23 protein-coding genes and 2 tRNA genes are annotated in these 24,992 nt (G+C 61.2%); 11 read left to right on the forward strand and 14 right to left on the reverse strand.

All coding sequences use genetic code 11. The annotated features are described in order from the left end of the window. Window positions 1-93 precede the first annotated feature (93 nt). Both CUJ91_RS08425 and CUJ91_RS08430 read right to left on the reverse strand, forming a co-directional pair. Complete coding sequence (locus CUJ91_RS08425; protein ID WP_029968344.1) at window positions 94-546, reverse strand: MarR family winged helix-turn-helix transcriptional regulator; 453 nt, start codon at window positions 544-546, stop codon at window positions 94-96. A gap of 64 nt (window positions 547-610) precedes the next feature. Next, on the reverse strand, window positions 611-1,756 hold the full coding sequence (locus CUJ91_RS08430) for a glycerate kinase (protein WP_006048925.1): 1,146 nt from the start codon (window positions 1,754-1,756) through the stop codon (window positions 611-613). A gap of 399 nt (window positions 1,757-2,155) precedes the next feature. Here CUJ91_RS08430 and tig point away from each other — a divergent pair, with 399 nt between their 5' ends. From tig to CUJ91_RS08465, 7 genes are all read left to right on the forward strand, one after another. Then, window positions 2,156-3,502: a trigger factor gene (gene tig / locus CUJ91_RS08435; RefSeq protein ID WP_006048926.1), complete on the forward strand. Its 1,347-nt coding sequence runs from the start codon at window positions 2,156-2,158 to the stop codon at window positions 3,500-3,502. Window positions 3,503-3,673: 171 nt separating this feature from the next. Further along, on the forward strand, window positions 3,674-4,327 hold the full coding sequence (gene clpP / locus CUJ91_RS08440) for an ATP-dependent Clp endopeptidase proteolytic subunit ClpP (RefSeq protein ID WP_006048927.1): 654 nt from the start codon (window positions 3,674-3,676) through the stop codon (window positions 4,325-4,327). 180 nt (window positions 4,328-4,507) lie between these two features. Continuing rightward, window positions 4,508-5,779 (forward strand): ATP-dependent Clp protease ATP-binding subunit ClpX, encoded by a 1,272-nt coding sequence (clpX, locus tag CUJ91_RS08445; RefSeq protein ID WP_006048928.1) that lies wholly within the window; start codon window positions 4,508-4,510, stop codon window positions 5,777-5,779. A gap of 198 nt (window positions 5,780-5,977) precedes the next feature. After that, on the forward strand, window positions 5,978-8,401 hold the full coding sequence (gene lon / locus CUJ91_RS08450; protein ID WP_006048929.1) for an endopeptidase La: 2,424 nt from the start codon (window positions 5,978-5,980) through the stop codon (window positions 8,399-8,401). 333 nt (window positions 8,402-8,734) lie between these two features. After that, a complete protein-coding gene (locus CUJ91_RS08455; protein ID WP_006048930.1) occupies window positions 8,735-9,007 on the forward strand; it encodes an HU family DNA-binding protein in 273 nt (90 codons plus the stop codon). A gap of 59 nt (window positions 9,008-9,066) precedes the next feature. After that, window positions 9,067-9,142: transfer RNA gene (locus tag CUJ91_RS08460), tRNA-Val, on the forward strand. A gap of 188 nt (window positions 9,143-9,330) precedes the next feature. Beyond that, the gene (locus tag CUJ91_RS08465) at window positions 9,331-10,953 is read left to right on the forward strand and encodes an MFS transporter (protein ID WP_114156090.1); all 1,623 of its coding nucleotides are present in this window, start codon (window positions 9,331-9,333) and stop codon (window positions 10,951-10,953) included. Between the two features lie 153 nt (window positions 10,954-11,106). Here the strand turns inward: CUJ91_RS08465 and CUJ91_RS08470 are convergent, their stop codons facing one another. From CUJ91_RS08470 to CUJ91_RS08495, 6 genes are all read right to left on the reverse strand, one after another. Beyond that, complete coding sequence (locus tag CUJ91_RS08470; RefSeq protein WP_114156091.1) at window positions 11,107-11,823, reverse strand: O-methyltransferase; 717 nt, start codon at window positions 11,821-11,823, stop codon at window positions 11,107-11,109. A gap of 5 nt (window positions 11,824-11,828) precedes the next feature. Then, window positions 11,829-12,125 carry a 4Fe-4S dicluster domain-containing protein gene (locus CUJ91_RS08475; protein ID WP_114156092.1) on the reverse strand — a complete coding sequence of 99 codons (297 nt, stop codon included), beginning with the start codon at window positions 12,123-12,125 and terminating at the stop codon, window positions 11,829-11,831. Between the two features lie 2 nt (window positions 12,126-12,127). Continuing rightward, window positions 12,128-12,436: a hypothetical protein gene (locus CUJ91_RS08480; RefSeq protein ID WP_006048934.1), complete on the reverse strand. Its 309-nt coding sequence runs from the start codon at window positions 12,434-12,436 to the stop codon at window positions 12,128-12,130. 12 nt (window positions 12,437-12,448) lie between these two features. Beyond that, window positions 12,449-13,030, reverse strand: a complete 582-nt coding sequence (locus CUJ91_RS08485) for an RNA polymerase sigma factor (RefSeq protein WP_192698875.1) — start codon at window positions 13,028-13,030, stop codon at window positions 12,449-12,451. Window positions 13,031-13,242: 212 nt separating this feature from the next. Beyond that, window positions 13,243-14,430, reverse strand: coding sequence for an MFS transporter (locus tag CUJ91_RS08490; RefSeq protein ID WP_114156094.1), 1,188 nt, complete (start codon window positions 14,428-14,430; stop codon window positions 13,243-13,245). A gap of 346 nt (window positions 14,431-14,776) precedes the next feature. Beyond that, window positions 14,777-15,670, reverse strand: a complete 894-nt coding sequence (locus CUJ91_RS08495) for a LysR family transcriptional regulator (RefSeq protein WP_006048937.1) — start codon at window positions 15,668-15,670, stop codon at window positions 14,777-14,779. Window positions 15,671-15,904: 234 nt separating this feature from the next. Between CUJ91_RS08495 and CUJ91_RS08500 the strand changes: the two genes are divergently transcribed. Then, entirely contained in the window at window positions 15,905-16,180 is a 276-nt protein-coding gene (locus CUJ91_RS08500) for a DUF4148 domain-containing protein (protein ID WP_006048938.1), read from the forward strand. A gap of 141 nt (window positions 16,181-16,321) precedes the next feature. On the opposite strand, the gene CUJ91_RS08505 is transcribed toward CUJ91_RS08500, so the two are convergent. From CUJ91_RS08505 to budC, 3 genes are all read right to left on the reverse strand, one after another. Beyond that, window positions 16,322-16,846, reverse strand: coding sequence for a cyclophilin-like fold protein (locus CUJ91_RS08505; protein WP_244230989.1), 525 nt, complete (start codon window positions 16,844-16,846; stop codon window positions 16,322-16,324). 103 nt (window positions 16,847-16,949) lie between these two features. Beyond that, the gene (locus CUJ91_RS08510) at window positions 16,950-18,320 is read right to left on the reverse strand and encodes a 3-deoxy-D-arabino-heptulosonate 7-phosphate synthase (RefSeq protein ID WP_114156096.1); all 1,371 of its coding nucleotides are present in this window, start codon (window positions 18,318-18,320) and stop codon (window positions 16,950-16,952) included. Between the two features lie 9 nt (window positions 18,321-18,329). Then, on the reverse strand, window positions 18,330-19,112 hold the full coding sequence (budC, locus tag CUJ91_RS08515) for a meso-2,3-butanediol dehydrogenase (RefSeq protein WP_053859020.1): 783 nt from the start codon (window positions 19,110-19,112) through the stop codon (window positions 18,330-18,332). Between the two features lie 125 nt (window positions 19,113-19,237). Between budC and CUJ91_RS08520 the strand changes: the two genes are divergently transcribed. Further along, window positions 19,238-19,741 (forward strand): flavin reductase family protein, encoded by a 504-nt coding sequence (locus tag CUJ91_RS08520; protein ID WP_053858065.1) that lies wholly within the window; start codon window positions 19,238-19,240, stop codon window positions 19,739-19,741. Window positions 19,742-19,776: 35 nt separating this feature from the next. Here CUJ91_RS08520 and CUJ91_RS08525 read toward each other — a convergent pair whose 3' ends face one another. The 3 genes from CUJ91_RS08525 to CUJ91_RS08535 all read right to left on the reverse strand — a co-directional run bounded on the left by CUJ91_RS08525 (window position 19,777) and on the right by CUJ91_RS08535 (window position 22,615). Continuing rightward, window positions 19,777-20,919, reverse strand: coding sequence for a DSD1 family PLP-dependent enzyme (locus CUJ91_RS08525; RefSeq protein ID WP_114156097.1), 1,143 nt, complete (start codon window positions 20,917-20,919; stop codon window positions 19,777-19,779). Beyond that, window positions 20,916-21,593, reverse strand: a complete 678-nt coding sequence (locus tag CUJ91_RS08530) for an HAD-IA family hydrolase (protein WP_114156098.1) — start codon at window positions 21,591-21,593, stop codon at window positions 20,916-20,918. The genes CUJ91_RS08525 and CUJ91_RS08530 overlap by 4 nt, the downstream gene beginning before the upstream one ends. A 116-nt stretch (window positions 21,594-21,709) precedes the next feature. Further along, entirely contained in the window at window positions 21,710-22,615 is a 906-nt protein-coding gene (locus CUJ91_RS08535) for a LysR family transcriptional regulator (protein ID WP_114156099.1), read from the reverse strand. Between the two features lie 244 nt (window positions 22,616-22,859). Here CUJ91_RS08535 and CUJ91_RS08540 point away from each other — a divergent pair. Together CUJ91_RS08540 and CUJ91_RS08545 are read left to right on the forward strand one after the other, a co-directional pair. Continuing rightward, window positions 22,860-22,936 (forward strand) — tRNA-Asp (locus CUJ91_RS08540). A gap of 83 nt (window positions 22,937-23,019) precedes the next feature. Next, complete coding sequence (locus tag CUJ91_RS08545) at window positions 23,020-24,960, forward strand: SurA N-terminal domain-containing protein (RefSeq protein ID WP_114156100.1); 1,941 nt, start codon at window positions 23,020-23,022, stop codon at window positions 24,958-24,960. Window positions 24,961-24,992: the final 32 nt, after the last annotated feature.

Consider the following 24,992-nt stretch of genomic DNA (forward strand, 5'->3'; position numbering starts at 1 on the left):
TGTTCATGAGCGCGGCATTCGTCGCAAATTTGAAGCGCCGCGCGTCATGTCTGGCGCTTGCCGGCTTCAGACTCGAGCCGCGTTTCACACGCTTCACGCGTCGCGCGTAGTCATCATCTCGATGACCTTGTCGAGCGCTTCGCCTAGCGCGAGCTTTTCGTTTTCGTCGAGGCAATCGAACAGGTCGCCATTCCACTTGCGCGCGATCGGCATCACCTTGCGATACAGCGCGCGGCCCTCGGGCGTGAGCGACACGAGCACCACGCGTCCGTCGTCGGCACTCGCTTCGCGTTTGACGAGTCCCTGTCTGATCAGACCTTCGGCGGCGCGGCTCGCCTGGCTCTTGTCGAGATTGGCATGCCTCGCGAGTTCCATGATCGAGAACGGTCCAAACGATCCCACCGACGCAATCACGCGAGCTTCCGGCAACGTCACGCCGAGCTTGTCCTGGTAGCGCTCGCTGATGCCGCGCTCAGCAAGCTTGTTGAGTACATGCAGACGATAAGTGAGGAGCTGTTCCAGGCCAGCTTTGGCGGAGTCCTTCATGGTCTTCCCGTGATGAGTGGCGTGGTTGTGGCGCTGTGATTGTTGCCGCAACCATGCCGCCTGGTCAACGCGCGCCGTACTTCAAACGCGTCAGTTGTTCGGCCTCATCCGCCAGGAGCCGCGCGGCGTCGCGAATCGCGAATTCAAGCGTGATCGGACCGGGTGCCGGCGAGAAGCAACCACTGAAAAATTCGGCAAGGCGCGGCAACGCGGCGGAGTCCACGGCGCCCGACAAAAGTGTGGCCGGCACGCCTGCGGCTTGCGCATGACGGCACGCGATGAAGGGCGCTTTGCCATGCAGCGTTTGCACGTCCGAGCGTCCTTCGCCGGTGATCAGCCAGTTCGCGCCTTCGAGCGCGGCGTCGAGCCCGAGTTGCCGCGCGACCGTTTCCGCGCCCGGCTCGAACTGCGCGCCGAGCATGTGCAACGCGAAGCCCAGGCCGCCCGCGGCGCCCGCGCCGGGCAGATCGCGGGCACTGCGCCCGAGCGCCGCTTCGAGGAGATCCGCGTAACGGGCGAGGGCGGCGTCGATCGTCGCGACCTGTTCCGGCTTGACGCCCTTTTGCGGGCCGAAGACGGCGGTCGCTCCATGCTCACCGGTCAGCGGATTGTCCACATCGGACATGCCGATGAATTGCGTGCCCGCGAGCCGCGCGTCGAGTTGCGACACGTCCACGCGCGCGACGCGAGCGAGTTGCTCGGGCGAGGGCTCGAGTTCCCCGCCTTGCGCATCGAAGAGTTTCAGACCGAGTCCGACGAGAAGGCCCGCGCCGCCGTCGTTCGTGCTGCTGCCGCCGAGCGCGACGAAAAATCGCCGCACGCCCGCGTCGAGCAGCGCGCTGATCGCTTCGCCCATGCCGCGCGTGTTGCGCGCCTGAACCGGCACGCCCATCCCGACCGGATCGGTGATGCCGACGATCTCCGCGGTTTCCACGATCGCGCTGCCGTCGGCGAGCACGCCGGTCAGCGCGTCGCGCACCGGCCCGGCCGCACCGCGCACGCTCAGCGTGCGGCGCTCGCCGCCGCTCGTCAGCATGGCGTCGAGCGTGCCTTCTCCGCCGTCCGCCATCGGGCAGATACGGACTTCGGCGTCCGGACGGGCGCGCCGCACGCCCGACGCGATCGCCTGCGCGACCTGTTCGGCGCTGAGCGAGCCTTTGAAGGAATCGGGGGCGATGACGACGACAGGCGTGGACGGCGAATTCGGCATGGTGTCTCTGAATGGTTGGAATGGTTACGAGCCGGGAGGCGGCGGTGAAGCGGACGCGGCGCCGCTCCGAGCGCGTTCGCTAGCTTATCAGCATGGCCGCGCCGACTAAATATGCCGAAAGGCATAGGCGGCATTGTGGAAATTGCGATCCGGTAGCGCGGCGGCATCGCCGGCGAAGTGCGAAACCGACTCGAAAACAGCCCGGAAAGGGCTCCGAATGCCGATAAAAACGCGCGTAATCATCGAATCCCGGCTAGGCGCGCAAATAGTTTGCTAAAATATTCGGCTCTTTGGACCCAACCGTGCTGCCGGCGGCCTGCAAGCCCGCGGCGCAGGCGCGCAAATGCGGCACGAGAAGATAACTGAATTCGCTCGAATAATTTTAGGACGATTGAAGCCATGGCTAACGTTGTTGAGAACCTCGGCAAGCTCGAACGCCGCGTAACGATTTCCCTGCCGAAGGACGCCGTGCAGAAGGAAGTGGACTCGCGTATCCGTCAACTCGCGAAGAACGTGCGCATGCCGGGTTTCCGCCCGGGCAAGGTGCCGCTCAAGATGGTGACGCAACAGTATTCGGGCCAGGTGGAAGCGGAAGTGCTGAGCGACAAGGTCGGCAAGGAATTCTTCGACATCAGCCGCGCCGAAAACCTGCGCGTCGCCGGTCAGCCGAGCTTTGCGCCGAAGGTCGACGCGACTGAAGGCGATTACGCTTTCGACGCGACCTTCGAGGTCTATCCCGAAGTGAAGCTGGGCGATGTCGCCACGGCTGAAATCGAGCGCACCACGACCACGATCACCGAAGCGGAAATCGACCGCACGCTCGAAATCCTGCGCAAGCAGCGCGTGCATTTCCACGCTCGCGGCGAAGCCGGCGAGCACGGCGACGGCGGCGCGGATACGGCGGCCAAGGAAGGCGATCGCGTGTCGGTCGACTTCGTCGGCAAGATCGACGGTGAAGTGTTCCAGGGCGGCAGCGCCGAAGACTTCGCGTTCGTGCTGGGCGAAGGCCGCATGCTGCCGGAATTCGAAAAGGCGGCTACGGGCCTGAAGGTCGGCGAGTCGAAGGAATTCGACCTGGCATTCCCGGCCGACTATCACGGCAAGGAAGTGGCCGGCAAGACCGCGCAATTCACGATCACGATGAAGAAGATCGAGTGGCCGCATCTGCCGGAAATCGACGCTGAATTCGCGAAGTCGCTCGGCATTGAAGACGGCGATCTGACCAAGATGCGCGCCGAGATCAAGGACAATCTGGAGCGCGAAGCCAAGCGCCGCACGCAAGCCATCGTCAAGAATCAGGTGATGGACGCGCTGCTCAAGATTTCGGAACTCGACGTGCCGAACGCGCTGATCGAACAGGATCAGGAACGCCTCGTCGCGATGGCTCGCCAGGATCTGGAGCAGCGCGGCGTGCCGAACGCTAAAGATGCGCCGATTCCTGCCGCTATGTTCAAGGAACAGGCCGAGCGTCGCGTGAAGCTGGGTCTCGTGCTGGCCGAGCTTGTGAAGGCGAACGACCTGCAGGCAAAGCCGGAACAGATCCGCGCCGAAGTCGACGAATTCGCGAAAAGCTACGAAGACCCGAAGGAAGTCGTCCGCTGGTATTATTCGAACCAGCAACGCCTTGCTGAAATGGAAGCGTACGTCGTTGAAGCCAACGTCGTCGAATTCGTGCTGAGCAAGGCCAAGGTGACGGACAAGGAAGTGAGCTTCGAAGAACTGGCAAGCGCAACGGCGCAAGCGTAAGCGTCGCTGCAACGGCGTGCCGGCTGTCGGAGCGACGGCCAGCACGCCGTTTTTTTGTGCTGCATTTTTGTACTGCCTGTCGTGCAGTCGGCGCGCACTTGAATACGGGCCGGTCGACCACACCTGTCTAGCATCAAATATTTAGAATATTTCCAGACAAGGATCCATTGCATGACCTTTCGCGCCCAAATGCTGGACACGTTGACCTCCCAGTCGTCCCGGGATCTCGAAGCGCAGGCGCTCGGACTGGTGCCGATCGTCGTGGAAACGAGCGGTCGGGGCGAGCGCTCGTATGACATCTACTCGCGTCTTCTGAAGGAACGCATTGTGTTCCTGGTCGGCGAGGTGAACGATCAGACGGCCAATCTCGTCGTCGCACAAATGCTGTTCCTCGAGAGCGAGAATCCGGACAAGGACATCTACTTCTATATCAACAGCCCGGGCGGATCGGTTTCGGCGGGCATGGCGATCTACGACACGATGCAGTTCATCAAGCCGGACGTCTCCACGCTGTGCATGGGGCTTGCGGCGAGCATGGGCGCGTTCCTGCTGGCAGCGGGCGCGAAGGGCAAGCGCTTCGCGCTGCCGAACTCGCGCGTGATGATTCACCAGCCGCTTGGCGGCGCGCGCGGTCAGGCGTCGGACATCGAAATTCAGGCGCGGGAAATCCTTTACCTGAAGGAGCGGCTGAATCATCTGCTGGCGCACCACACCGGCCAGCCGGTCGAGCGTATTGCGCGCGACACCGACCGTGACAACTTCATGTCCGGCGACGACGCGCAAGCGTACGGTCTGGTCGATCAGGTAGCCCACAAGCGTCCTTGATCGGGTACGGATTTGCCCTAATTCGGGGCAAATCCGGCGCCTGATCGGTTGTGAAATAATCAAGACTCGTCCGAGCGCCTGCGGCAAACGCCGTCACCTTGCTCAGCCCCGCCGCGCCCAACTGCGAGGCTGGGGCAAACGGCGTATCATGTAATCGAGTGTCCGGAGGCTCACACATCTATGGCGGACAAGAAAGGTTCTAACAGCGAAAAGCTGTTGTATTGCTCGTTTTGCGGCAAGAGCCAGCATGAAGTCAAGAAACTGATTGCCGGCCCGTCGGTGTTCATCTGCGATGAATGTATCGACCTGTGCAACGAAATCATTCGCGACGAAGCAGCAGGCGCGGGTATCGAGGCGGGCTTGTCCAAGTCCGATCTGCCGAGTCCGCAGGAAATCCGTGAAATCCTCGACCAGTATGTGATCGGTCAGGAACGCGCGAAGAAAATTCTCGCGGTCGCGGTGTACAACCACTACAAGCGCCTGAAGCATCTCGACAAGAAAGACGAGATCGAGCTGTCCAAGAGCAACATCCTGCTGATCGGCCCGACCGGTTCCGGCAAGACCTTGCTCGCGCAAACGCTCGCGCGTCTTCTGAACGTTCCCTTTGTCATTGCGGACGCAACCACGCTCACCGAAGCGGGTTACGTGGGTGAAGACGTCGAGAACATCATCCAGAAGCTGCTGCAGAACTGCAATTACGAAGTCGACAAGGCCCAGCGCGGCATTGTCTATATCGACGAAATCGACAAGATCAGCCGCAAGTCGGATAACCCGTCCATTACCCGCGACGTGTCGGGCGAGGGCGTGCAGCAGGCGTTGCTGAAGCTGGTCGAAGGCACGATGGCGTCGGTGCCGCCGCAAGGTGGCCGCAAGCATCCGAATCAGGACTTCATCCAGGTCGATACGACCAACATTCTGTTCATCTGCGGCGGCGCATTTGACGGCCTCGAAAAAGTCATCGTCGATCGTACTGAAAAGACCGGCATTGGCTTTGGCGCGAGCGTGAAGAGCAAGCAGGATCGCGACGCCGGCGAAGTGCTGCGCGAAGTGGAACCGGAAGATCTGATCAAGTTCGGTTTGATTCCCGAACTGATCGGCCGTCTGCCGGTGGTCGCCACGCTTGGCAAGCTCGACGAAGCGGCGCTGATGAAAATTCTCGTCGAACCGAAGAATGCGCTGGTGAAGCAGTACCACAAGCTCTTCAACATGGAACGGGTCGAACTCGAAATTCGTCCGGCCGCGTTGCAGGCTGTGGCGCGCAAGGCGATCCGTCGCAAGACGGGCGCGCGCGGACTGCGCTCCATCCTGGAACAGGCGTTGCTGGACGTGATGTACGATCTGCCGCAAATGAAAGGTGTCAGCAAGGTCATCATCGACGACAATGTGATCGACGGCGACGGCAAACCGTTACTGATCTACGAAGACGCGCCCAAAGTCGCGGGTTCGAACTGATCGGCTTCGGATACCGCAAAAAGCCGTTCATGGCGACGTGAACGGCTTTTTCGTTTATCGTGTGGTCAGAAAGATTGTTTTCACAATGGAGTCACTGAACCTTCGGAGTCACTGAACTTTTCCCACACGCGGAGGCTTGCAATATTTTCTGCCGGCCTCACCTATCGAACGAACTGATTCCACTCATGGGGAAATGAAATGTCAGGAACCCAACTCCTTCCGCAGGAACGCATTACGCTCCCGCTGCTCCCGCTGCGTGACGTAGTCGTTTTCCCGCACATGGTGATTCCGCTCTTCGTAGGCCGCCCGAAGTCGATCAAGGCTCTCGAGGCAGCGATGGAAGGCGGCAAGCACATCATGCTCGTCGCCCAGAAAACGGCTGCGAAAGATGAGCCGACCGAAAAGGACATGTACGAAGTAGGGTGTGTTGCCAACATCCTGCAAATGCTCAAGCTGCCCGATGGCACCGTTAAGGTGCTCGTCGAGGGTTTGCAGCGCGCGAAAACGCTTTCCATCGAAGAACAGGAAACGCAGTTCTCGTGCGAAGTCATGCCGCTCGAACCCGACCACGCCGACAGCGCTGAAACTGAAGCGCTGCGCCGCGCGATCGTGTCGCAGTTCGATCAGTATGTGAAGCTGAACAAGAAGATTCCGCCGGAGATTCTGACGTCGCTGTCGGGTATCGACGAAGCCGGGCGTCTGGCCGATACCATCGCGGCACATTTGCCGCTGAAGCTCGACCAGAAGCAGCACATTCTTGAGATGTTCCCGGTCATTGAGCGTCTCGAGCATCTGCTCGCGCAGCTCGAAGCCGAGATCGACATCCTGCAGGTCGAAAAGCGCATCCGTGGGCGCGTGAAGCGCCAGATGGAGAAGAGCCAGCGCGAGTACTACCTGAACGAGCAGGTGAAGGCGATCCAGAAGGAACTCGGCGAAGGTGAAGAAGGTGCGGATCTCGAGGAACTCGAGAAGCGCATCACGGCTGCCCGCATGCCGAAGGAAGCCAAGAAGAAGGCCGACGCCGAGCTCAAAAAGCTCAAGCTGATGTCGCCTATGTCGGCTGAAGCAACGGTCGTGCGCAACTATATCGACACGCTGATCGGCTTGCCGTGGCGCAAGAAGAGCAAGGTCAACAACGACCTCTCGAATGCGGAACGCGTGCTCGACGAAGACCACTTCGGTCTCGAGAAAGTGAAGGAACGCATTCTCGAGTATCTCGCGGTCCAGCAACGTGTCGACAAGGTGAAGGCGCCGATCCTGTGCCTCGTTGGGCCTCCGGGTGTCGGTAAGACGTCGCTGGGTCAGTCGATCGCTCGCGCCACGAACCGCAAGTTCGTGCGCATGGCGCTCGGCGGCGTGCGCGACGAAGCCGAGATTCGCGGTCACCGTCGTACGTATATCGGTTCCATGCCGGGCAAGATTCTGCAAAGCCTGACCAAGGTCGGTGTGCGCAATCCGCTCTTCCTGCTCGACGAAGTCGACAAGATGGGCCAGGATTTCCGCGGCGATCCGTCGTCGGCATTGCTCGAAGTGCTCGATCCGGAACAGAACCATACGTTCGCCGATCACTACGTCGAAGTCGACTTCGATCTGTCGGACGTGATGTTCGTGGCGACGTCGAACTCGCTGAATATTCCGCCGCCGTTGCTCGACCGGATGGAAGTGATCCGTCTGTCGGGTTACACGGAAGACGAGAAGGTCAGCATCGCGCAACGTTATCTTTTGCCCAAGCAGAAGAAGAACAACGGCCTCAAGGATGGCGAGGTCGATGTGACGGAAACGGCGATCCGCGACATCATTCGTTACTACACGCGTGAAGCCGGCGTGCGTTCGCTCGAGCGTGAAATTTCGAAGATCTGCCGCAAGGTCGTGAAGATGCTTCTGCTGAAGAAGGCGGAAGGCGCGGTGAAGGTCGACGGCAGCAACCTCGACACGTTCCTCGGCGTGCGCAAGTACGACTTCGGTCTGGCCGCGAAGGAAAATCAGGTTGGCCAGGTCACGGGTCTCGCGTGGACCGAAGTGGGCGGCGATCTGCTGACTATCGAAGCCGCCGTGATGCCGGGCAAGGGCAATGTGATCCGCACCGGTTCGCTCGGCGACGTGATGAAGGAATCGGTCGAGGCAGCGCGCTCGGTTGTGCGTTCGCGTTCGCGTCGTCTCGGTGTCAAGGACGAAGCGTTCGAGAAGCAGGACATTCACATCCACGTGCCTGAAGGCGCCACGCCGAAGGACGGTCCTTCGGCCGGTATCGCGATGACCACCGCGCTGGTGTCGGTGCTGACCGGTATTCCGGTGCGTGCCGATGTCGCGATGACGGGTGAAATCACGTTGCGTGGCGAAGTGCTGCCGATCGGCGGTCTGAAGGAGAAGCTGCTGGCAGCGCATCGCGGCGGCATCAAGCTCGTGCTGATCCCGGAAGAAAACGTCAAGGACTTGACGGAGATTCCGGACAACGTGAAGAACGCAATCGAAATCGTGCCGGTCCGCTGGATCGACAAGGTGCTCGAACTGGCGCTCGAACGTGTGCCTGAAGCGTTGCCGGAAGAAGAGGCGAAGCCTGCGTCGCCGGTCGCTGCCGAACCCGGCAAGGACTCCGGCGCGACCGAAGTCGTGAAGCACTAAACCTTCAGCGGTAGTTTCGCTGCACAAAACCCGCGGTCTTATCGCCGCGGGTTTTTTATTGCCTGTTTTCTTTCGAGTGCAAAGAAATTTGCAGCGACACGGTGCTCATTCGAGCGATGAAAATGCCAGGCTGTAAACTGGTTGTGCGCGCATCGAAAGGCGCAAGCATGGCGGCGATAAGCAAGTCCGTTCGAATCTCTGCAAAATCAGGCTCAACCCCGGTTGACACGGCGGTTTCGGCCAATTCTAATGACTCGGCCCGGCGTTGCGCCGGCCACACGATGTCAGGCGCTGCACGCGCCGTTTCGCTTCTAAAACATTCGCGGGGGTAGGATGAACAAGACGGAATTGATCGACCACATTGCGCAGCAGGCGGAAATTTCCAAGGCTGCGGCCGGCCGCGCGCTGGACGCAGTGATCGGCGGTGTAAAAGGCACGCTGAAGAAAGGCGGTTCGGTGACGCTAGTCGGCTTCGGCACGTTCGCCGTCGGCAAGCGTACGGCGCGCACGGGACGCAATCCGCGCACCGGCGACGCGATCAAGATCAAGGCGGCAAAAGTGCCGAAATTTAGGCCTGGCAAAGCCCTAAAGGATGCGCTAAACTAACGGGCTTGCTGCTTCGGCAAAGGCAACAGCGAGGCAGCAGCATCAGAAGTCTGCGAAACGGGTGCTTAGCTCAGTTGGTAGAGCGGCGCCCTTACAAGGCGTAGGTCGGGAGTTCGAGCCTCTCAGCACCCACCATTCGTTTCGCGACCTGCTTCCACGCAGTTCCGTAGTGTTCTGCCGCAGTATCCGAAAACCCGCACAGCTATTGGCTCTGCGGGTTTTTTCTTGGCCGTGGCGCGGCGCGCAAGTCCACGAGCACCCACACCTGCGCTCCTGCGCCCCAGTTGCTATGCTAGTCACCATCGACCGGCACTGGAGCGAGCATGGCCGACCCGCGCGTTCATAGCGACCCACACCGCGCGCACGTTGTCGCTGCGCAAGCGAGCCCGTGCGACGAACTCATCATCCGCATGCAGCCCACCGCACTCGACAGCCCGTGCCGGCGCAAGCGTCTGGCGCTCGCCGCGACGATCCTCGGCTCGAGCATGGCGTTTATCGACGGCTCCGTCGTCAACGTCGCGTTGCCCGCCATTCAGAGCGAGCTCGGCGCGAGCGTCGCGGCGATGCAGTGGATCATCAACGCCTACCTTCTGTTTCTCGGATCGCTCGTACTGGTGGGTGGATCGATGGGCGACAAACTCGGCCACCGCACCGTGTTCATCGCGGGAATCGCGGTCTTCACGCTGGCATCGGCCGCTTGCGGGCTCGCCCCGAACGCGGGCTCGCTGATCGCCGGGCGTGCGGTGCAGGGCATAGGCGCGGCGCTCTTCGTACCCGGCAGTCTTGCGATCATCGGCGCGATCTTCGACGGCGAGGAGCGCGGACGGGCGATCGGCACCTGGGCGGGTGTCGGCGCGATTACGTCGGCGCTCGGGCCAGTGGCCGGCGGCCTGCTCGTCGACGCATTCTCCTGGCGCGCGATCTTCTTTCTCAACGTCCCGCTTGCAGCGGCGACGATTGTGCTCGCGGTTTCGTCGGTGCCGAACAGCCACACGCCGGATGCCCCTCAACAGTTGGACTGGCCTGGCGCGCTGAGTGCGGCAGCGGGGCTCGCGGCATTGACCTATGGCCTGACCGAGGCGTCGGCGCGTGGCTTCGCGCATGCGCTCGTACTGTGCGCGATCGGCGTTGGCGCGCTCGTGCTGGCCGCATTCCTGATGATCCAAGCGAAGAGCCGTGACCCGATGATGCCGCTTGAGGTGTTTCGCTCGCGCGATTTCACCGGCGCGAATCTCGTCACGCTGCTGCTTTACTTCGGTATGGGCGGCGTGTTTTTCTTCCTGCCGTTCACGCTGATCCGCGCACATGGCTACACGGCAACGGAAGCGGGCTCGGCGCTGCTGCCGGTGCCGGTCATCATCGGCTCGTTGTCGCGCTTGACCGGCGGCCTGACGACCCGCTTCGGCTCGCGGGTCCTATTGAGCGTTGGCCCGGCCATCGCTGCAATCGGCTTTGCGATGCTCGCGATGCCGTTCGTGCGCGGCAGCTATTGGGCCGGATTTTTCCCTGCGCTCGCCGTCCTCGGGCTCGGCATGACGATCACCGTGGCACCGCTCACGACGACCGTGATGGGCTCAGTGCCGGCTCATCGCACGGGCGTAGCCTCCGGTATCAACAACGCGGTCGCACGCGTGGCGAGCCTGCTGGCGGTTGCGGTGCTCGGCATCGTGTTTGTGTGGTCGCACGACGCGGCGCTGTCCGCGCGGCTGGACGCACTGCACGTTCCTCACGATGCACGCCAGAGCGCACAGTTATCGGGGTTGAACGCGGCAGCCGGCGCGCAAGCCGGCGGTGCCCATACGCCGCCGCAGACGCCGCAGACGCCGACGGCGCAAGCGGAAGCCGACGCCATCGTTGCCGCGCTGCGCGCAGTCGCGCTGGTGTCCGCCGCGTGCGCGTTCGCAGGAGCGGGGCTCGCGTTGGCAACCATCCAGCGACGCAGGTGAGAGGCTTCACTTCACCGGACGCGTTTGCTCACGGACTCTCTGCTTCCATCTCCGGCTGAGACCGGGCGCCTTCATACAAGCAGCAATCAATCACGGCGCATTGGAATCATCCCGATTGCATGGCGCAAGAACGCGAGCGCACTCCCGATTCATTCAGCAAACCACGACCGTAAACTCGATCCCCGATTCAAAGCCCAAGGTCGTGCTCGAGAAGCGCGGGTCCGCATCGAGATATTGTTTGTACGGCCGAACCGCGTCTTCGGCTGTGTACATGTTGTCGGCGAGAACGATCGATCCGGGGCGCAGCAGGTGTTCGATCCGTTTGAACAGATCCAGATAGGCGTTGGCCCATACGTCGATGAACACCATGTCGAACGTGCCGTCCAGCTCGGTGACGGTCTGGAACACATCGCCTTCCCGCAGCTCGACATAAGCATCGACGCCCGCCGTCGTGATGTTGTCCCGAAGACGTACGCACTTCAGCGGATCGACTTCAGTCGCTACAACGATGCCGCTGCCTGACGTGCGAAGAGCCTCGGCGAGATACAACGTGGACACACCGCACGAACTCCCGAGTTCTAGGATTCGAGCCGGTTTGTGCGACAGCACCATGTTGCGCAGGAACCGTCCCGTCTCCGCCGAGACGGCCAGCGAAAGAGGCGTGCCTTGCGAGGACTCGAAATCTTCGCTGGATAGCCCGAGCGTTTCGAGAAACCGGCCACGCAATCTGGGTGCGAGCGTTTCGTATTCGTCGGCGAGAGTTAGAAACTCCTCGCTCGATCCATGAAACTGCGCGCATGCGCGGGCTATCACTTCTGACTGGCTCTGCTCGTGAAGCTCGCGCAAAAGCACTGTGGTTGATGGACTCATATGCGCTATGCCGTTCTGGCGAGCTTGATCGCGCGTTCAGGGCATGCCGTCACGCAAAGACCGCACGAGCGGCAGGCGTCCGCATTCGGCGTGTAGGCGACCTTCATTCCATGCACGCGCTGCTTCAGGCGATGCATCAAACCGAGGCTGAGATAATCGGCCTCATCGATACGCCGGATCTCAAACACATTCTCCGGGCAAACGTTCACGCAATCGCCTTTGCCTTCGCAACGTTTCAGATGGACGACCGGCGCAATCACGCCCGGCTCCTGTTTGCAGTCGCGCACCGCGTTCTCGCGCATATTCAATCCTCCTTGCGCGGGGCATGGCGCGAGCGCCACGCCGTCTGGAAATGCTCGCGTTCCTCGGGCGTCATCGCTTCCCATTTGCGCCAGTGACGCCGTTCGCGCCAGCCGCCATGTCCGCGGAATCCGCCAAAGAGAATGCGGCTCAAGACCAGCAAGCCCAACGCATGAGCGAAATCGATCGCACGGGCGCCGACGAATAGCGCAGGAATCACCCAATTCCATAGCGTCATGACCACCCACCCAAGCGCGGCGATTGCGACCACCACAAGCAGCGCTTTACCGGCACATCTGATTCGGAATTTCATCCGTTGACTCCTTTAAAGATCCAGTTCGTCGTAAATGACTTGCAGTCGAGCGCGCAAATGAAGAACCGCATAGCGTTTGCGCGCGAGCAGCGTATTAAGCGGCACGCCGCTTTGCGCGACCATGTCCTTGAAGGAACGCCCCTCGAGCTCGTGGGCGATAAATACGTCACGTTGATTCGGCGGCAACTCATCGAGCGCGTCCTGCAAAGCCTTGAGCAATAGAGCGCGAGCGTAGAGCGCTTCGGGACCGGCATCGTGCGCCGGCAGCGCGAGGTCGAGGCGATATTCGCTGCCGGCGTCGTCGTCGGTCTCGAACGGATCGGTCAGCGGCTGCTCTCGTTTCTTGCGAAAACGATCGATGATGCGGTTGCGCGCGGCGCGGAAAAGCCACGCGCTAGCCTGTTCGATCGGAGCGGGAAGCCGGTAAGCCTGCACGAATTCGTGGAACACGTCCTGCAGGATGTCCTCGGCATCGTCCGGGTCGCGTATTCGACGCCGGATGAAATTGACGAGCCTCGTGCGCTCACGCACCACGGTCGCGGTGATGTCGCTGTCTCGGTCGGTCATCGGCTGCGAGGTAGGTGGCGGTTCCATGCGCCTGAAGACGTTTCAGGAACGCGAATATTGTGGCGAGCGTGAAAAATGTTTTGTCGGGCGACTGCGGCCGCTCGTTGCCGCCGATAGAAGAATAATCAACTGTACGCGGCAGGACTCAGACGCGCAAACTGGAAACATAAGATGGCCGTTAGCCGGACAAGCATTGACGTCAGCGCCGCGCATGAACTGCGCAACGTCCGCATCGTCTATCACACCGCAGGCCTGAGACGCCTGCCGCTGCCAACCACAATCGCCGAAAGAACCAGCAGCGCCGCGCCGGACAAGAAGGTCGCGCCGATCGAATAATGATCGAGTAGTGTGCCGCCTAGCTCCGCGCCCACCATGATGGATAGCTGGATAGACGCAACCATCAAGCCTCCGCCGCTTTCCGGCTTGTCCTTCACGCCTTTTGAAAGCCACGTCGACCAAGCGACCGGAATGGCTGCATTAACGGCGCCCCACGCAATTGCCAGCAATGCCGCTGCGCCGAACGAGTGACCCGCGGGAAGCATGATGAGCGTCACGACGGCCAGTGCAACGGGCAAAGCCATCAACAGATGGAAGAGGCGTTTACCGATCAGTGCGCTCGCACCGTACGTGCCGGCGAAACCGGCGAGTCCCATGCCAAGCAGAAGGACTGGTAGCCGTGGCACGCCGACGTGCGTGTAGGTTTCAAAGAACGGCCGGAAGTACGTGAAGACCTCAAAAGCGCCGGCAAACGTCAGCATGACGGCGAGCATCGCAAACGACACATGCGGGCGCCGCAGGAGTGCAAGCGCGTTCGCGCCGCCGTCTTGCGATGCGCGGGTTTTCATAGGCGGAAGCGTCACCAGCAGCATGACCAGATTGATTGCCACGATTGGGACGAGTGCCCAGAACACACCTCGCCATCCGATGACACTGCCCAGGTAACTACCAATGGGCGCGGCAAACGACGTCGCGACGGCGTTGCCCGTATAGAGAACACCTAATGCCTTCGGCACCGATTCCTCGGGAACGAGTCGCATGATCGTTGCGGTTGCAAGCGACCAGAAACCACCTACTGTCACGCCGAGAAGCGCGCGAGCGGCCATCAACATCTCGAAGCTGCGGGCCTCGGCGATCAGCACCAACGACATCAGCATCAGTCCCGCGAGTCCGGCCAGCACATGACGTCGATCGAGACGGCTCGTCACCGAAGGAATGATCAGGCTTGTCGCGACAGCAAAGAGGCCCGAGATAGAAATGGCCTGGCCCGCCATACCGACTGACGCACGCAGGTCTGACGCAATCGGCGTCAGAAGACTAACGGGCATGAATTCGGACGCTATCAGCATGGCCGCGCACATCGCCATCGAGGCGACCGCGCTCCATACCTGGCGTCTGGAAATAGCGGATTGATTCGACACTGTGGACATCGGATTTCCTCGTTCATCTTGGGCGCCGATTCGCTGCAATACTTGAACGTGCTTCGATAAAAGGAATGCGCGACCGGCCAACGAATTGGCAGTCGACAATGCCTGACTACGGCGTTCAGGCGCGACGATACGCGCTCAAGCAGTGAATGGACGTGCGAGTCGCCGGCGCTGCGATCCGTTAAAGCAATGCAGCGGGCGCGTGTTGACTAAAAAGACTGAAGTTAGCGAGTGAATGCCTGACCGATTGAAGTTATTCTAGCTGCGCGGGCAGTTCGGATAAACCCAAGCCGGTCGATTGGACTTATGAGCTGTTGTGATCAATCGGTGCGGCGAATTGGGAGTCGGCTTAGCTTTGGTGTTTCAATGCATCGATCACAAGCGAGAATGCACGCGACGTTTGACGGCGGCTCGGATAGTAGGCGCGGTAGCCGGGCCAGACTGGGCACCAGTCTCTCAGAACGCTTAGCAAATGGCCATTGCGCATGTGTTGGATTACGGCATCTTCCGGGACGAAAGTCAGTCCAAAGCCGTCCAGCGCGGCCTGGATCATTTGAGGCTGCGTATTGACGGTGACCTGTCCTGCAACGCGCACTTGCGTCTCTCTCTTTCCCTTTTTCAATTCCCACGCGTACAGCGCCTTCGTGGTCGTCATGCGCAAGCTAATGCATTCGTGGCGGAGAAGATCTTCCGGCGTTTTCGGAAGTTCTCTATTTGCAAAGTAGCCGGGTGAGCCGACGATAGCCATCGGAATGTCCGGGCTAATACGGACCGCAATCATGTCCTTTGCGACCTGATCGCCGAATCGGACGCCAATGTCATAGCGTTCTTCGACGATGTTCGAAAGACCGTAGTCGACGGTCACCTCGACCTTGATATCCGGGTAGGACGGCAAGAGTTTTCGCAGCTTCGGCCAGATGACCGTCTCCACGGGATGATCCGTTGCGGTGATGCGAATGATCCCAGCGGGCTTGTCCCTGAAATCCGATAAAGCCGCAATGCTTGCATCGATTTCCTCGATGCGCGGCGCCACCGCCTGAAAGAGTTCTTCGCCCGCTTCAGTGGTCGAAACGCTTCGGGTCGTTCGCGTGAGGAGGCGCAGTCCGAGTCGCGCCTCGAGATCGCGGATGGTATGACTCAACGCCGATTGAGAAACGCCCAGTTTTGCCGCCGCACGCGTGAAGCTCTTCTCGCGTGCAACCGCGATAAACACAAGGATGTCATTCAGGTTTTCTCGAGGCATCTCGCATCATCCATTCTTTGTGAGCAAACATCCGGTGCCAGGGGCGAGCAGCGCGTTGCGTGTTCGAGCGTCGCTTCGATCTCGTGATTCATGAATGATACTAATAGGCTCAATGGAAGGCGTCTACTTAATCGAATCAGTAGAAATCCTTAAAGTGTGCATGAGCCGAAGCGATGCCCGTTGCTTCATCGAAGCTATCGGGCAAACCTTGCCCATCTTTCCGGAGCTACGACCATGAAACGCAAACTTCAACTTGTTCTTATCGCAATCGCCATCTCCGCGCCTATGCTCGCCTCGGCGCAAACGTCCTCTCAAGGTTTGACGCGTGAGCAGGTCCGTCAGGAAGCTGCCGACTACGCGGCAGCAGGATATAACCCCGCGCGCATGAATCCGCGGACCTGGGTGGACGACGCGCACGCAGCGTCCGCGAAGGTGACGCTCGCGAAAGCGGAACGCACGTCGAGTCAACTCGCGGCGAATAAGAGCGACGACAACGCGCACTGCAACTGATCGCTGTATTGCGCGACGATAGTTGTCTATCGGTTATCTGCCGACGCTCGCAAGCAAAAGAGGCTATGGGATGCGAGTCCCATAGCCTCTTTGTGCATGTTCGAGAAAACGACGGAACGGCATCGAAAGTTCAAAAGCCGACTACTGCACAGCTTCAATACGGACGCTGAATTCGCCGTCCATCTTCGACAGTTCTTCTATACCGGAAGTGAAGCGACCGAGATGAACCAGATCGTCGGAATGTCGAAACCCGCGATAGTAGGCCACGAGGTTTCCCCACGGCGCATACAACGCAAAGTCGCCTACTGAGGGTGTCAATCCAAAGGACGCGCCTTTGGTTGAGAGCTTGCGCGGAGGATAGGCGACTTTCTCAACTCCGTTGTAGTCCCGGAAGTTCAGCGTGAGCGGCAGCATGGAAACAAAGTCGCGGCTGGCAGGGTTGTCGTTGAGTTCGACCTCCGCTTGCTTACCGTCGAAGTTCAGCCTGATTCGGGCCAGCGCTGTTGAATTGTTCGACATGGTTGCGGCTTGTTTTGCTGAAGCGGTCTGTACGTAAGCAGGATTCGTTTGGCTCTTTAATGCGGACGCGCCACGGCTCATAAAGGGGAGAGCAGTCGTTGCAAATGCAACAGCTAGTGCAACTGTTCGGCAAACCTTCGTGTCCAAATGCTGCTCCTTTGCCTGGGAAGTCCACGTCGCTGTCCACTCTATCCGAGAGTCTTCCTTAGATTAAGTTGCTGTGCTTTCTTGAGGCTATGAATCGGCGTCATCAATGCAGCGCCGCCATGACCGCCGATCGAAGATCTTCCGCATGAACCATCAGCTCGCGAACCCGGCGCAGCGTCGGATACTGATAGAGCAGGGCATGCCACTTCGGAGATTCGAGTAACTGCTGCCAGACTGGTTCTAGAGCGCTTGAATCGGCATCGTGTTCGGTAGCGAGAACATTGGCAAACACCAGACTGGCCTCTGCCGACAACAACTGCATACGAGCGGCGGCACCAAGCAAACGCGGACTCGCTTCAGCAGGAGCGTCACAACAATAGAGCACGGTCTTCGCGAGACTTGCGTCGTCGGTTCGCAGCGCGCTCAGTGAAGCGCCACGCACACTCACCGTGCCTTGCTGAGTGAGGAACGAATAGACCGTGTTTTCATCCGCGTGGGCAAGCAGATTCACACCGCGCAAAAGACGCGGGAAGTCGGTGGTCGCGGCGTCAACGGATGCCTTCGCCTCCACGAGCAGGCATACGTCCCAGGCCGCAGCTTCGTCATTCGCCTTTGCACGTCTTAACAGCACGACGTCCCACTCGGTTTTTGCACGCTCGTGGCTCGCGGGCATCGCGGCCGGAACACGCATCGAGTTGACGATGCGATACGACGCGAGCGAGTCTTCCGCGTCGTTCAGTCGTCGCGCCAATAGCTCGAGCGCGTGCGTGGCTAACGCTTCAACCTGGGCGCCGCGTTCTTTCGATGCAATGCCGAGGGCAATCGCCGCTGCGCTTCCCGGACGATGAGCATGCCGATCCCACAGCGACTGATATTGACGCACACGATCATCGGACGCGAGCAGTTCGAGACGCCGCAAGCGTGACAACTCGGGACTGTCGAGCAATTGCCTCAAGCTGCGTTCGAACGGAAACTCGCCCGAGCAATGCTCGACGCAAAGCCGCCGCAGCGTCGCGTCGAACTCCGACCAGGCTCCCGACGCCGCGGACGCATGCAACAAAGCCAGCGCGTCGCGTTGCCGCCCCGGCGGAGTTCGTTGCTGCTTCGCCGGATGAGCGATGGCGTTCACGGCCGCGTGAATCGTACGGCGGTCCCGCGCGGCACGCGCTGCCAGCGACGCGTACTCGCGCACCTCAGCCGTTCGATGACGAAACGCCATCGCCTGGAAAACGGGGTCGCCGGATTCGGCACGCATCGCGTCACGAATCATCTGAGCGAGCGCTGCGATGAAACGACGCTTCAATTCCGCATCGGGCGCTTCGCCGCGGACCACGGCTTCGCGAGCCCGCTCGATGACGATCGCGAGCGCCTCAGCAGGACTGGCATCGGGCGTCGGCGGAAATTTGCAGGCGTCGGCCGGCAAGCGATAACGCCGCACGACGCGATTCAGCGTGTCATCGAGCAGCGCAGGCACGCGTCGCGCTCACGCTTGCGGCGGCTGGCCGTTCGACGCGCTCAGACCGCCGTCGACGGGCAGATTCACGCCGGTCACAAAACGCGCGTCGTCGCTGGCGAGAAAAGCGATGACCGCCGCGATGTCAGCGGGCTCGGCTGCGCGGCCGAGTGGAATGCGCTCGCGAAACTTTGCCATCAGCTTTTCGTCGCCGAGCATGTCTTGCGTGAGGTCGGTGGCCGTCAGGCTCGGGCAGACCGCGTTGACTCGCACGCCGTCGCGGCCGTGATCCAGGGCAAGCGCCCGCGTGAAATTGGTGACCGCGCCCTTGGCCGCGTTGTAGAAACTCATGCCCCAATCGCCGCCCAAGCCGGACACCGACGACACGTTCACGATCGAGCCGCGCGCGTCGATCAAATGACGAATCGCCGCGCGGCTGCAATAGAAAACACCGTCGAGATCGGTCGACATGATCGCGCGCCAGTCGTCGAGCGAGGCTTCGTCGATGCGGTCAGTCGGCGCGATTCCTGCGTTATTGACGAGCACGTCGATACGGCCGAAGCGCGCGATTGCCGCGGCCATCAGTTGCTCGGCGGCCTCGTAACTGGAGACATCGCAGGGGTGAACGAGCGTGCGTTGAGCGTCGAGGTCGCGCGCCACCCGCTCGAGCTTCTCGTGAGTGCGTCCGGCCAACACGACCGACGCGCCTTCTCCGGCAAAGCGACGCGCCGCACCTTCGCCGATCCCGGACCCGGCGCCTGTCACGACGACCACTTTCGAACTGAACCGGTTGTAGATGAGAGAGTCTTTCATGATGAAATGAAGATCGCTGTAAAACACCTTCGCGCCGCAAGCCGCGTTCCAGCCGATGCGCGAGCCGCAACGCATGAGCGGCGCTATGATGAAACACGCTTCTTCGCACTTAAGAGGAGTCCACGATGAGCGAGCGCATCGCAGAACTTTTCAGGCATTTGACGGCCGGCGTGTATGTCGTCGGCGTTGCGGATGGTAATCGACGCAACGCGTTCACCGCCAGTTCGATCATGCAGGTTTCGTTTTCGCCGTTGCTCGTCGCGATCACGATCGGCACGGACCACGAGTCGTACAAACTGCTGCGAAGCGGCCAGGTCTTCGCCATCAACGTGTTGAGTGCGGACCAGCAGCCGCTCGCGGAACACTTCGGCACGCAGTCGGGCCGCACCGTCGACAAACTCGCGTCCGTGTCGTGGCAACCGGGCCGAACGGGTGCGCCCTTGCTCCTCGAGGCGCTCGCGCACTTCGAGTGCGAAGTGGCGAACGACGTCGAGGCGGGGGATCATCGCCTGGTCATCGGCCGTGTCGTTGATGGAGCAATCATTCGCCGCGACGGCGAGCCGTTGATCTACGCGCAAACCGGCAATCTCGACGGCAGCGCGGCGCTCTATCCGGACCGGTTTGGCTAGCCACGGGCGCGGGCTCACAAGCAGGTCCGCGAGTTTCACCAGCCATGCAGGCGGCTCCACACGGCGAGTTCTCCCGTTGCTTGCAGCGCGTGATATTCGGGGAACTGCGCGCCCGTTGCACACGCGTGATTGGGCAGGATGCGCAGCCGGCTGCCGATCGGAAAGCGGGCCTTCAGATCGCCGTGATCAGGAGCGTGGCCGGCATCGGCCGGTGCAAGAATGCCGTGCTCCTGGTTTGCGCCGATCATCAGATAGCCGTCGAGCGGAGTGCCGTCGAGCGTGCACGGCAGTCCATAGCCGAAATCGCGTGACTGCTTCGACGTGCCGCGGTCACGGCTCATGGCCATCCAGCCCGCATCCACAATCACCCACGATTTGTCCTCCTGATGGCCGATCACCGTGGTCAGGACGCTCAGCGCGATATCGTCGATCGCGCAAACACCGACGTTGTGCATCACGAGATCGAAGAATGCGTAGACGCCGGCACGCACTTCGGTGACGCCTTCGAGGCTGCGTGCGGCGAGCGCCGTCGGCGTGGAGCCGACGCTCACGCTCTCGCACGGAATGCCGGCCGCGCGCAGGCGTTGCGCGGCGCGCACGCAGCCGGCGCGTTCCTGTTCAGCGAGCGCCGCCAACGCTGCGGGCGTATTCAATTCGTAGCTCGAACCGGCATGTGTCAACACGCCGCCGACCTTGATCGCGCCCGCGTGCAGAATGCGGCCGATTTCCAGCAGCGCATCTTCTTCTGGCTTGAGGCCGGAGCGATGGCCGTCGGTATCCACTTCGATCCACACTTCCAGCGATTCGCCCGCTGTTTTGCAGAACTCCACGATGCCGAGCGCGGCGCTCGCATTGTCGACGACGATCTTCAGATCGCATCCCCGTTTCCGCAGCGCCATGACTCTAGGCAGCTTCGACGGAACGATACTGACCGCATAAAGAATATCGACGATGCCGGCCGCGAAAAAATTTTCCGCCTCTTTCAGCGTGGAAACGGTGATGCCCCGAGCCCCGGCGGCGATCTGCGCCTGTGCCACGTCGACGCATTTCGACGTTTTCACATGCGGGCGGAATTTCACGCGGAGGGCGTTCATCCGCTCCTGCATCGCGGCGATATTCTTTTCCATCTTGCGGACATCGACGATGGCCGCGGGCGTTTCCTGTGAATCGAGTGTCATGATGTTTGCGAGTTGTTCGCCGTGAAATGGCTCGCCCAGGCGGCGAGGGAATCGAGTGCCGGCGATTCGATTTCCGGCCGCTGTGCGCCGGCGACGAGCGGCAGGCCGATCCGGTTATGCCAGTACGTCCGCAAGCCGACGGCAGCCGTACCGAACATGTCGTAACTGGAACCCGCGACGAATGCCGCTTCGTGAGGCAGCACGTTCAGCGCGTCGAGCGCCAACTCGTAGGGACGAGGGTGGGGCTTGTAGGCGCCGGCTTGTTCCGCTGTCACGACCACGTCCCATTGCACGGGCAGAATCGATGCGGCTTGCCGGCCGAGCCGTGCCGAACAATTGGTGACCACTGCGAGCTTGCAGTGAGGCTGTAGCTGTTGCAGCGCAGCCAATGCGCCTTCCCACGGCGTCAGTTCGAGCCAGTTGTCCTCGAGCGCTTGCGGCGCGGAGTCGGGAAGGCCGACGTATTGCGCCGCGCGCTTGACCAACGTTTCGTACTCGACGTATTGGCCACAGCCGTAGGTGAGGCGCAGGTACTCCGCGCGCCACGCTCTGCCTGCCTGTTCGGAGCCGGCGCAACGATTCCAGAGCGTCCACGAATCGAGCAGGGCGGTCAACAGGTCGAACAGGACCGCTTTCGGATAGCCGGGTTGAGGTGAGGAATCTTTCGCGGACATGGACGTTGATAACCAATCGGAATCCAGAGACGATTCGATTATAGGTTTCAGCAGCCCGCTGTGAATTTAGCCGCGCTAACTCAGTGATTCACAAAAACTGAACATGCGATGCGTCCTTAAACGCGCCACGGCGGAAGCGGCTTGAAGCGCGCTTGCAGATACTGCATGAAATTCCGGGTTCTTCTCGGCAAGCCGGAACGGTTGTGAGTCAGCGCGATCACGTGAGCATCCGGTGCTTTCCAGCCGGGCAGCAGCCTCATCAGCCGGCCTTGCCGGATATCGTCCGCGACATCCCACTCGGAACGCAGAATGACGCCTCGGCCCTCGCACGCCCATCGGCGGATCACGTCGCCGTCGTTGCAACTCAGTTTCGACGTCACGCGGACGCTGCGGCCGGTTTTGCCTTTGCTGAAATGCCACAGCGACACGTCTTCCTGGTTTTCGCGAAGGACGATGCACGGCAGTCCCGCCAGATCGTCAGGCTGCTCGGGATTGCCGAAACGCTTCACGAAAGCAGGGGATGCGCAGACGAATCGCGCGTTCGGTGCGATCGTATGGCCGACAAGATTGGATGCGCGCAACTCGCCGATATGAACCACGACGTCGAACCGGTCCGCCGCTTCGGTGAGCGGCTGGTCGGATAGCGTGAGCGCGACATCGACGTCGGGGTTCTCCTGCTGGAAATCGGCAATGACCGGTGCGAGGTAGCGCCGGCCGAAACCGAGCGGCGCATTGACCTTCAATGTGCCGACCAGTCCTCCATGATGAATCCGCAGATCTTCCAGCAGCGTGTCGAGTTGCTCGATCAGTTCCGCACCGCGCAGGCAAAGCAGCGTGCCTTCTTCGGTAAAGGTCAGCTTGCGCGCGGTTCTTTCGACGAGCCTGCTGCCGAGCTTCTTTTCGATCTGTTGCAGGCGCTGCGTTACTGCCGAAGCGGTGAGGCCGAGCTTGCGCGAGGCGGCGATCAGGCTTCCGTTCTGCTGGATGGTAAGGAGGAAGCGGATATCGGCGGTATCGGTCATTTGGGTGACGCTAACTGGATCAGTGACGGAGATTGGATTGTGGGCCGGACCGGTCGGGTACGCGCCGAACCTTGCCCGAACCGCATCGGGAGCCGCCCGAACCTCGGGACGCAAAAGTTGCGGACACGCGGCGCCTTCAGCTACAATTCGTTTTTTGCCGCGATTTCGCCGCGATTTGGGCAGTCCCGGCAAGCTGCAGCTTGCAAGAAGAAGCGCAGCCAGGATGCAGAAGTGTGTAGTAGAAGGAGTGGTAGTTCAGTCGGTTAGAATACCGGCCTGTCACGCCGGGGGTCGCGGGTTCGAGTCCCGTCCACTCCGCCAGTATCCTTGAAAGGCGAACTCCGGTTCGCCTTTTTTATTGCCCGCTGTTGTAAGATCGGGCGTTCTGTTTTTGGCACTCACGCATGCTCGATTTTTTCCGTAATCACAAACGCCTGATGATGTTCATGCTCATCCTCGTCATTGTGCCGGGGCTGGGTTTTGTGGGCATTCAGGGCTTTCGCGGCTTCTTTGACGAAAGCGCAAACGTCGCGAGCGTCAACGGTCACAAGATCACGCGGGCAGAGTACGACAACGCGATGCGTCAGCAGCTCGACCGCGCGCGGCAGATGCTCGGCGCGCAGTTCGACATCAAGGCGTTCGACACGCCGGAGCGTCGCAGCCAGATGCTCGACGGCCTGATCGAACAACGCGTGCTGGCCGATGAAACGCAGCGCCTGCACCTCACCGCGTCCGACGACGCCGTGCGCCGCGTGCTGCTGAACGATCCGGTCATCTCGTCGCTGAAAAATCCGGACGGCTCGATCGACGTCGACCGTTACAAGCAGTTGCTCGCCATGCAGGGCATGACGCCCGATCAGTACGACGAGCGCGTGCGCTACAGCATCGCCACGCAGCAGTTGCCCGCCGCCATTCAGGGCAGCGCCTTCACGTCGAAAACGCTCGCGCAGCATTTGACCGAACTCGCCGAGCAGCAGCGCGAAGTGCAGGGCATCGCGTTCCATCCGCGCGACTATGCCGCGAAGGTGCAGCCTACCGACGCGCAGTTGCAGGCCTATTACGACGCCCATCGCAACGACTTCGCGACGCCGGCCACGGCGACCATCCAGTATCTGGTGATGTCGCCGGCCACGGTCGCCGCGTCGGTGCAGCCCGGCGACGCCGAGCTGAAAAAATACTACGACGACAACATCGCGCACTACCGCACTGAAGGCCAGGTGCGCGCGAGCCATATCCTGATCGCAGCGCCGAAAGACGCGAGCGCGGCCGACAAGGCCAAGGCGAAGCAGAAGGCCGACGAGTTGCTCGCACAGATCAAGGCGCATCCTGATCAATTCGCTCAGATCGCGCAACAGAACTCCCAAGACCCCGGCTCGGCGGCGAAGGGCGGCGATCTCGGTTACTTTGGCCGCGGCATGATCGCAGGCGGCAAGGCGTTCGACGACGCGGTGTTCGCGCTCAAGAAGGACGAGGTCAGCGGCATCGTGCAAACGGACTTCGGCTATCACATCGTCAAGGTGACGGACGTGAAGCCGGCCGCTACCAAGCCGTTCGACGAAGTGAAAGATCAGATCGCGCGCGACCTGAAGGCCCAACTGGCGAGCAAGGCGTTCAGCGACGACTCGGAAGGTTTCACGTCCATCGTCTATGAGAAGGCGAAGAGCCTGCAACCGGCTGCCGACAAGTACAAGCTTCAGTTGCAGACGGCCACTGTCACGCCGCAGCCCGATCCGAAGCTGCCGCCCGACAGCCCGCTGAACAACGCGAAGTTCCTCGCCGCCGTGTTCGCGAACGACTCGGTCAATGCGCGCAACAACACGCAGGCAATCGACGTCGGCGGCAACACGCTGATCGCGGCGCGCGTCACCGACTACAAGGCCGCGGCCGTGCCGGCGCTCGACGCGATCAAGGACACCGTGCGTCAGAAGGTCATCGCGGCCCAGTCGAACGAAGCCGCGCATAAGGACGGCATCGCAAAGCTCGCGGAGTTGGAGAAGTCGAAGGCGACCACGGGTTTCTCGTCGCCGCTGAAAGTGTCGCGCAACGACGCGCAAGGCATGCCTCCGGCGGCCTTGAGCGCGATCTACAAGGCGGACGCGCAAAAGTTGCCCGCCTACGTAGGCGTCGATCTCGGCGACGATGGTTACGCGATCTATCGGGTGAACGCGGTCGTCTCGGGCGGAGCAGTGGACCCGCAGCGTCTGGCTGCGGCTCAGCAGCAGATCGCGCAGGTGCAATCGCAGTCGGAAGCCGAGGCCTATGTCGAGGCACTGCGCGCCCGCTCGAAGGTGAAGCTGTACGGCTCGCTCGAAAGCAGCGGCAACGCGCAGGCGAGCGACCAGTAAGGCTCGCGTTGCAGCCCGGTTGCAGCCTCGTT

The sequence above is a fragment of the Paraburkholderia graminis genome (assembly GCF_003330785.1).
GTDB lineage: Bacteria > Pseudomonadota > Gammaproteobacteria > Burkholderiales > Burkholderiaceae > Paraburkholderia > Paraburkholderia graminis.

Excerpts from the sequence above, each read along its gene's own strand:
- CUJ91_RS08425 (WP_029968344.1), bottom strand. The coding sequence starts at position 546 with ATGAAGGACTCCGCCAAAGCTGGCCTGGAACAGCTCCTCACTTATCGT.
- CUJ91_RS08430 (WP_006048925.1), bottom strand. The coding sequence starts at position 1,756 with ATGCCGAATTCGCCGTCCACGCCTGTCGTCGTCATCGCCCCCGATTCC.
- tig (WP_006048926.1), top strand. The coding sequence starts at position 2,156 with ATGGCTAACGTTGTTGAGAACCTCGGCAAGCTCGAACGCCGCGTAACG.
- clpP (WP_006048927.1), top strand. The coding sequence starts at position 3,674 with ATGACCTTTCGCGCCCAAATGCTGGACACGTTGACCTCCCAGTCGTCC.
- clpX (WP_006048928.1), top strand. The coding sequence starts at position 4,508 with ATGGCGGACAAGAAAGGTTCTAACAGCGAAAAGCTGTTGTATTGCTCG.
- lon (WP_006048929.1), top strand. The coding sequence starts at position 5,978 with ATGTCAGGAACCCAACTCCTTCCGCAGGAACGCATTACGCTCCCGCTG.
- CUJ91_RS08455 (WP_006048930.1), top strand. The coding sequence starts at position 8,735 with ATGAACAAGACGGAATTGATCGACCACATTGCGCAGCAGGCGGAAATT.
- CUJ91_RS08465 (WP_114156090.1), top strand. The coding sequence starts at position 9,331 with ATGGCCGACCCGCGCGTTCATAGCGACCCACACCGCGCGCACGTTGTC.
- CUJ91_RS08470 (WP_114156091.1), bottom strand. The coding sequence starts at position 11,823 with ATGAGTCCATCAACCACAGTGCTTTTGCGCGAGCTTCACGAGCAGAGC.
- CUJ91_RS08475 (WP_114156092.1), bottom strand. The coding sequence starts at position 12,125 with ATGCGCGAGAACGCGGTGCGCGACTGCAAACAGGAGCCGGGCGTGATT.
- CUJ91_RS08480 (WP_006048934.1), bottom strand. The coding sequence starts at position 12,436 with ATGAAATTCCGAATCAGATGTGCCGGTAAAGCGCTGCTTGTGGTGGTC.
- CUJ91_RS08485 (WP_192698875.1), bottom strand. The coding sequence starts at position 13,030 with ATGGAACCGCCACCTACCTCGCAGCCGATGACCGACCGAGACAGCGAC.
- CUJ91_RS08490 (WP_114156094.1), bottom strand. The coding sequence starts at position 14,430 with ATGTCCACAGTGTCGAATCAATCCGCTATTTCCAGACGCCAGGTATGG.
- CUJ91_RS08495 (WP_006048937.1), bottom strand. The coding sequence starts at position 15,670 with ATGCCTCGAGAAAACCTGAATGACATCCTTGTGTTTATCGCGGTTGCA.
- CUJ91_RS08500 (WP_006048938.1), top strand. The coding sequence starts at position 15,905 with ATGAAACGCAAACTTCAACTTGTTCTTATCGCAATCGCCATCTCCGCG.
- budC (WP_053859020.1), bottom strand. The coding sequence starts at position 19,112 with ATGAAAGACTCTCTCATCTACAACCGGTTCAGTTCGAAAGTGGTCGTC.
- CUJ91_RS08520 (WP_053858065.1), top strand. The coding sequence starts at position 19,238 with ATGAGCGAGCGCATCGCAGAACTTTTCAGGCATTTGACGGCCGGCGTG.
- CUJ91_RS08525 (WP_114156097.1), bottom strand. The coding sequence starts at position 20,919 with ATGACACTCGATTCACAGGAAACGCCCGCGGCCATCGTCGATGTCCGC.
- CUJ91_RS08530 (WP_114156098.1), bottom strand. The coding sequence starts at position 21,593 with ATGTCCGCGAAAGATTCCTCACCTCAACCCGGCTATCCGAAAGCGGTC.
- CUJ91_RS08535 (WP_114156099.1), bottom strand. The coding sequence starts at position 22,615 with ATGACCGATACCGCCGATATCCGCTTCCTCCTTACCATCCAGCAGAAC.
- CUJ91_RS08545 (WP_114156100.1), top strand. The coding sequence starts at position 23,020 with ATGCTCGATTTTTTCCGTAATCACAAACGCCTGATGATGTTCATGCTC.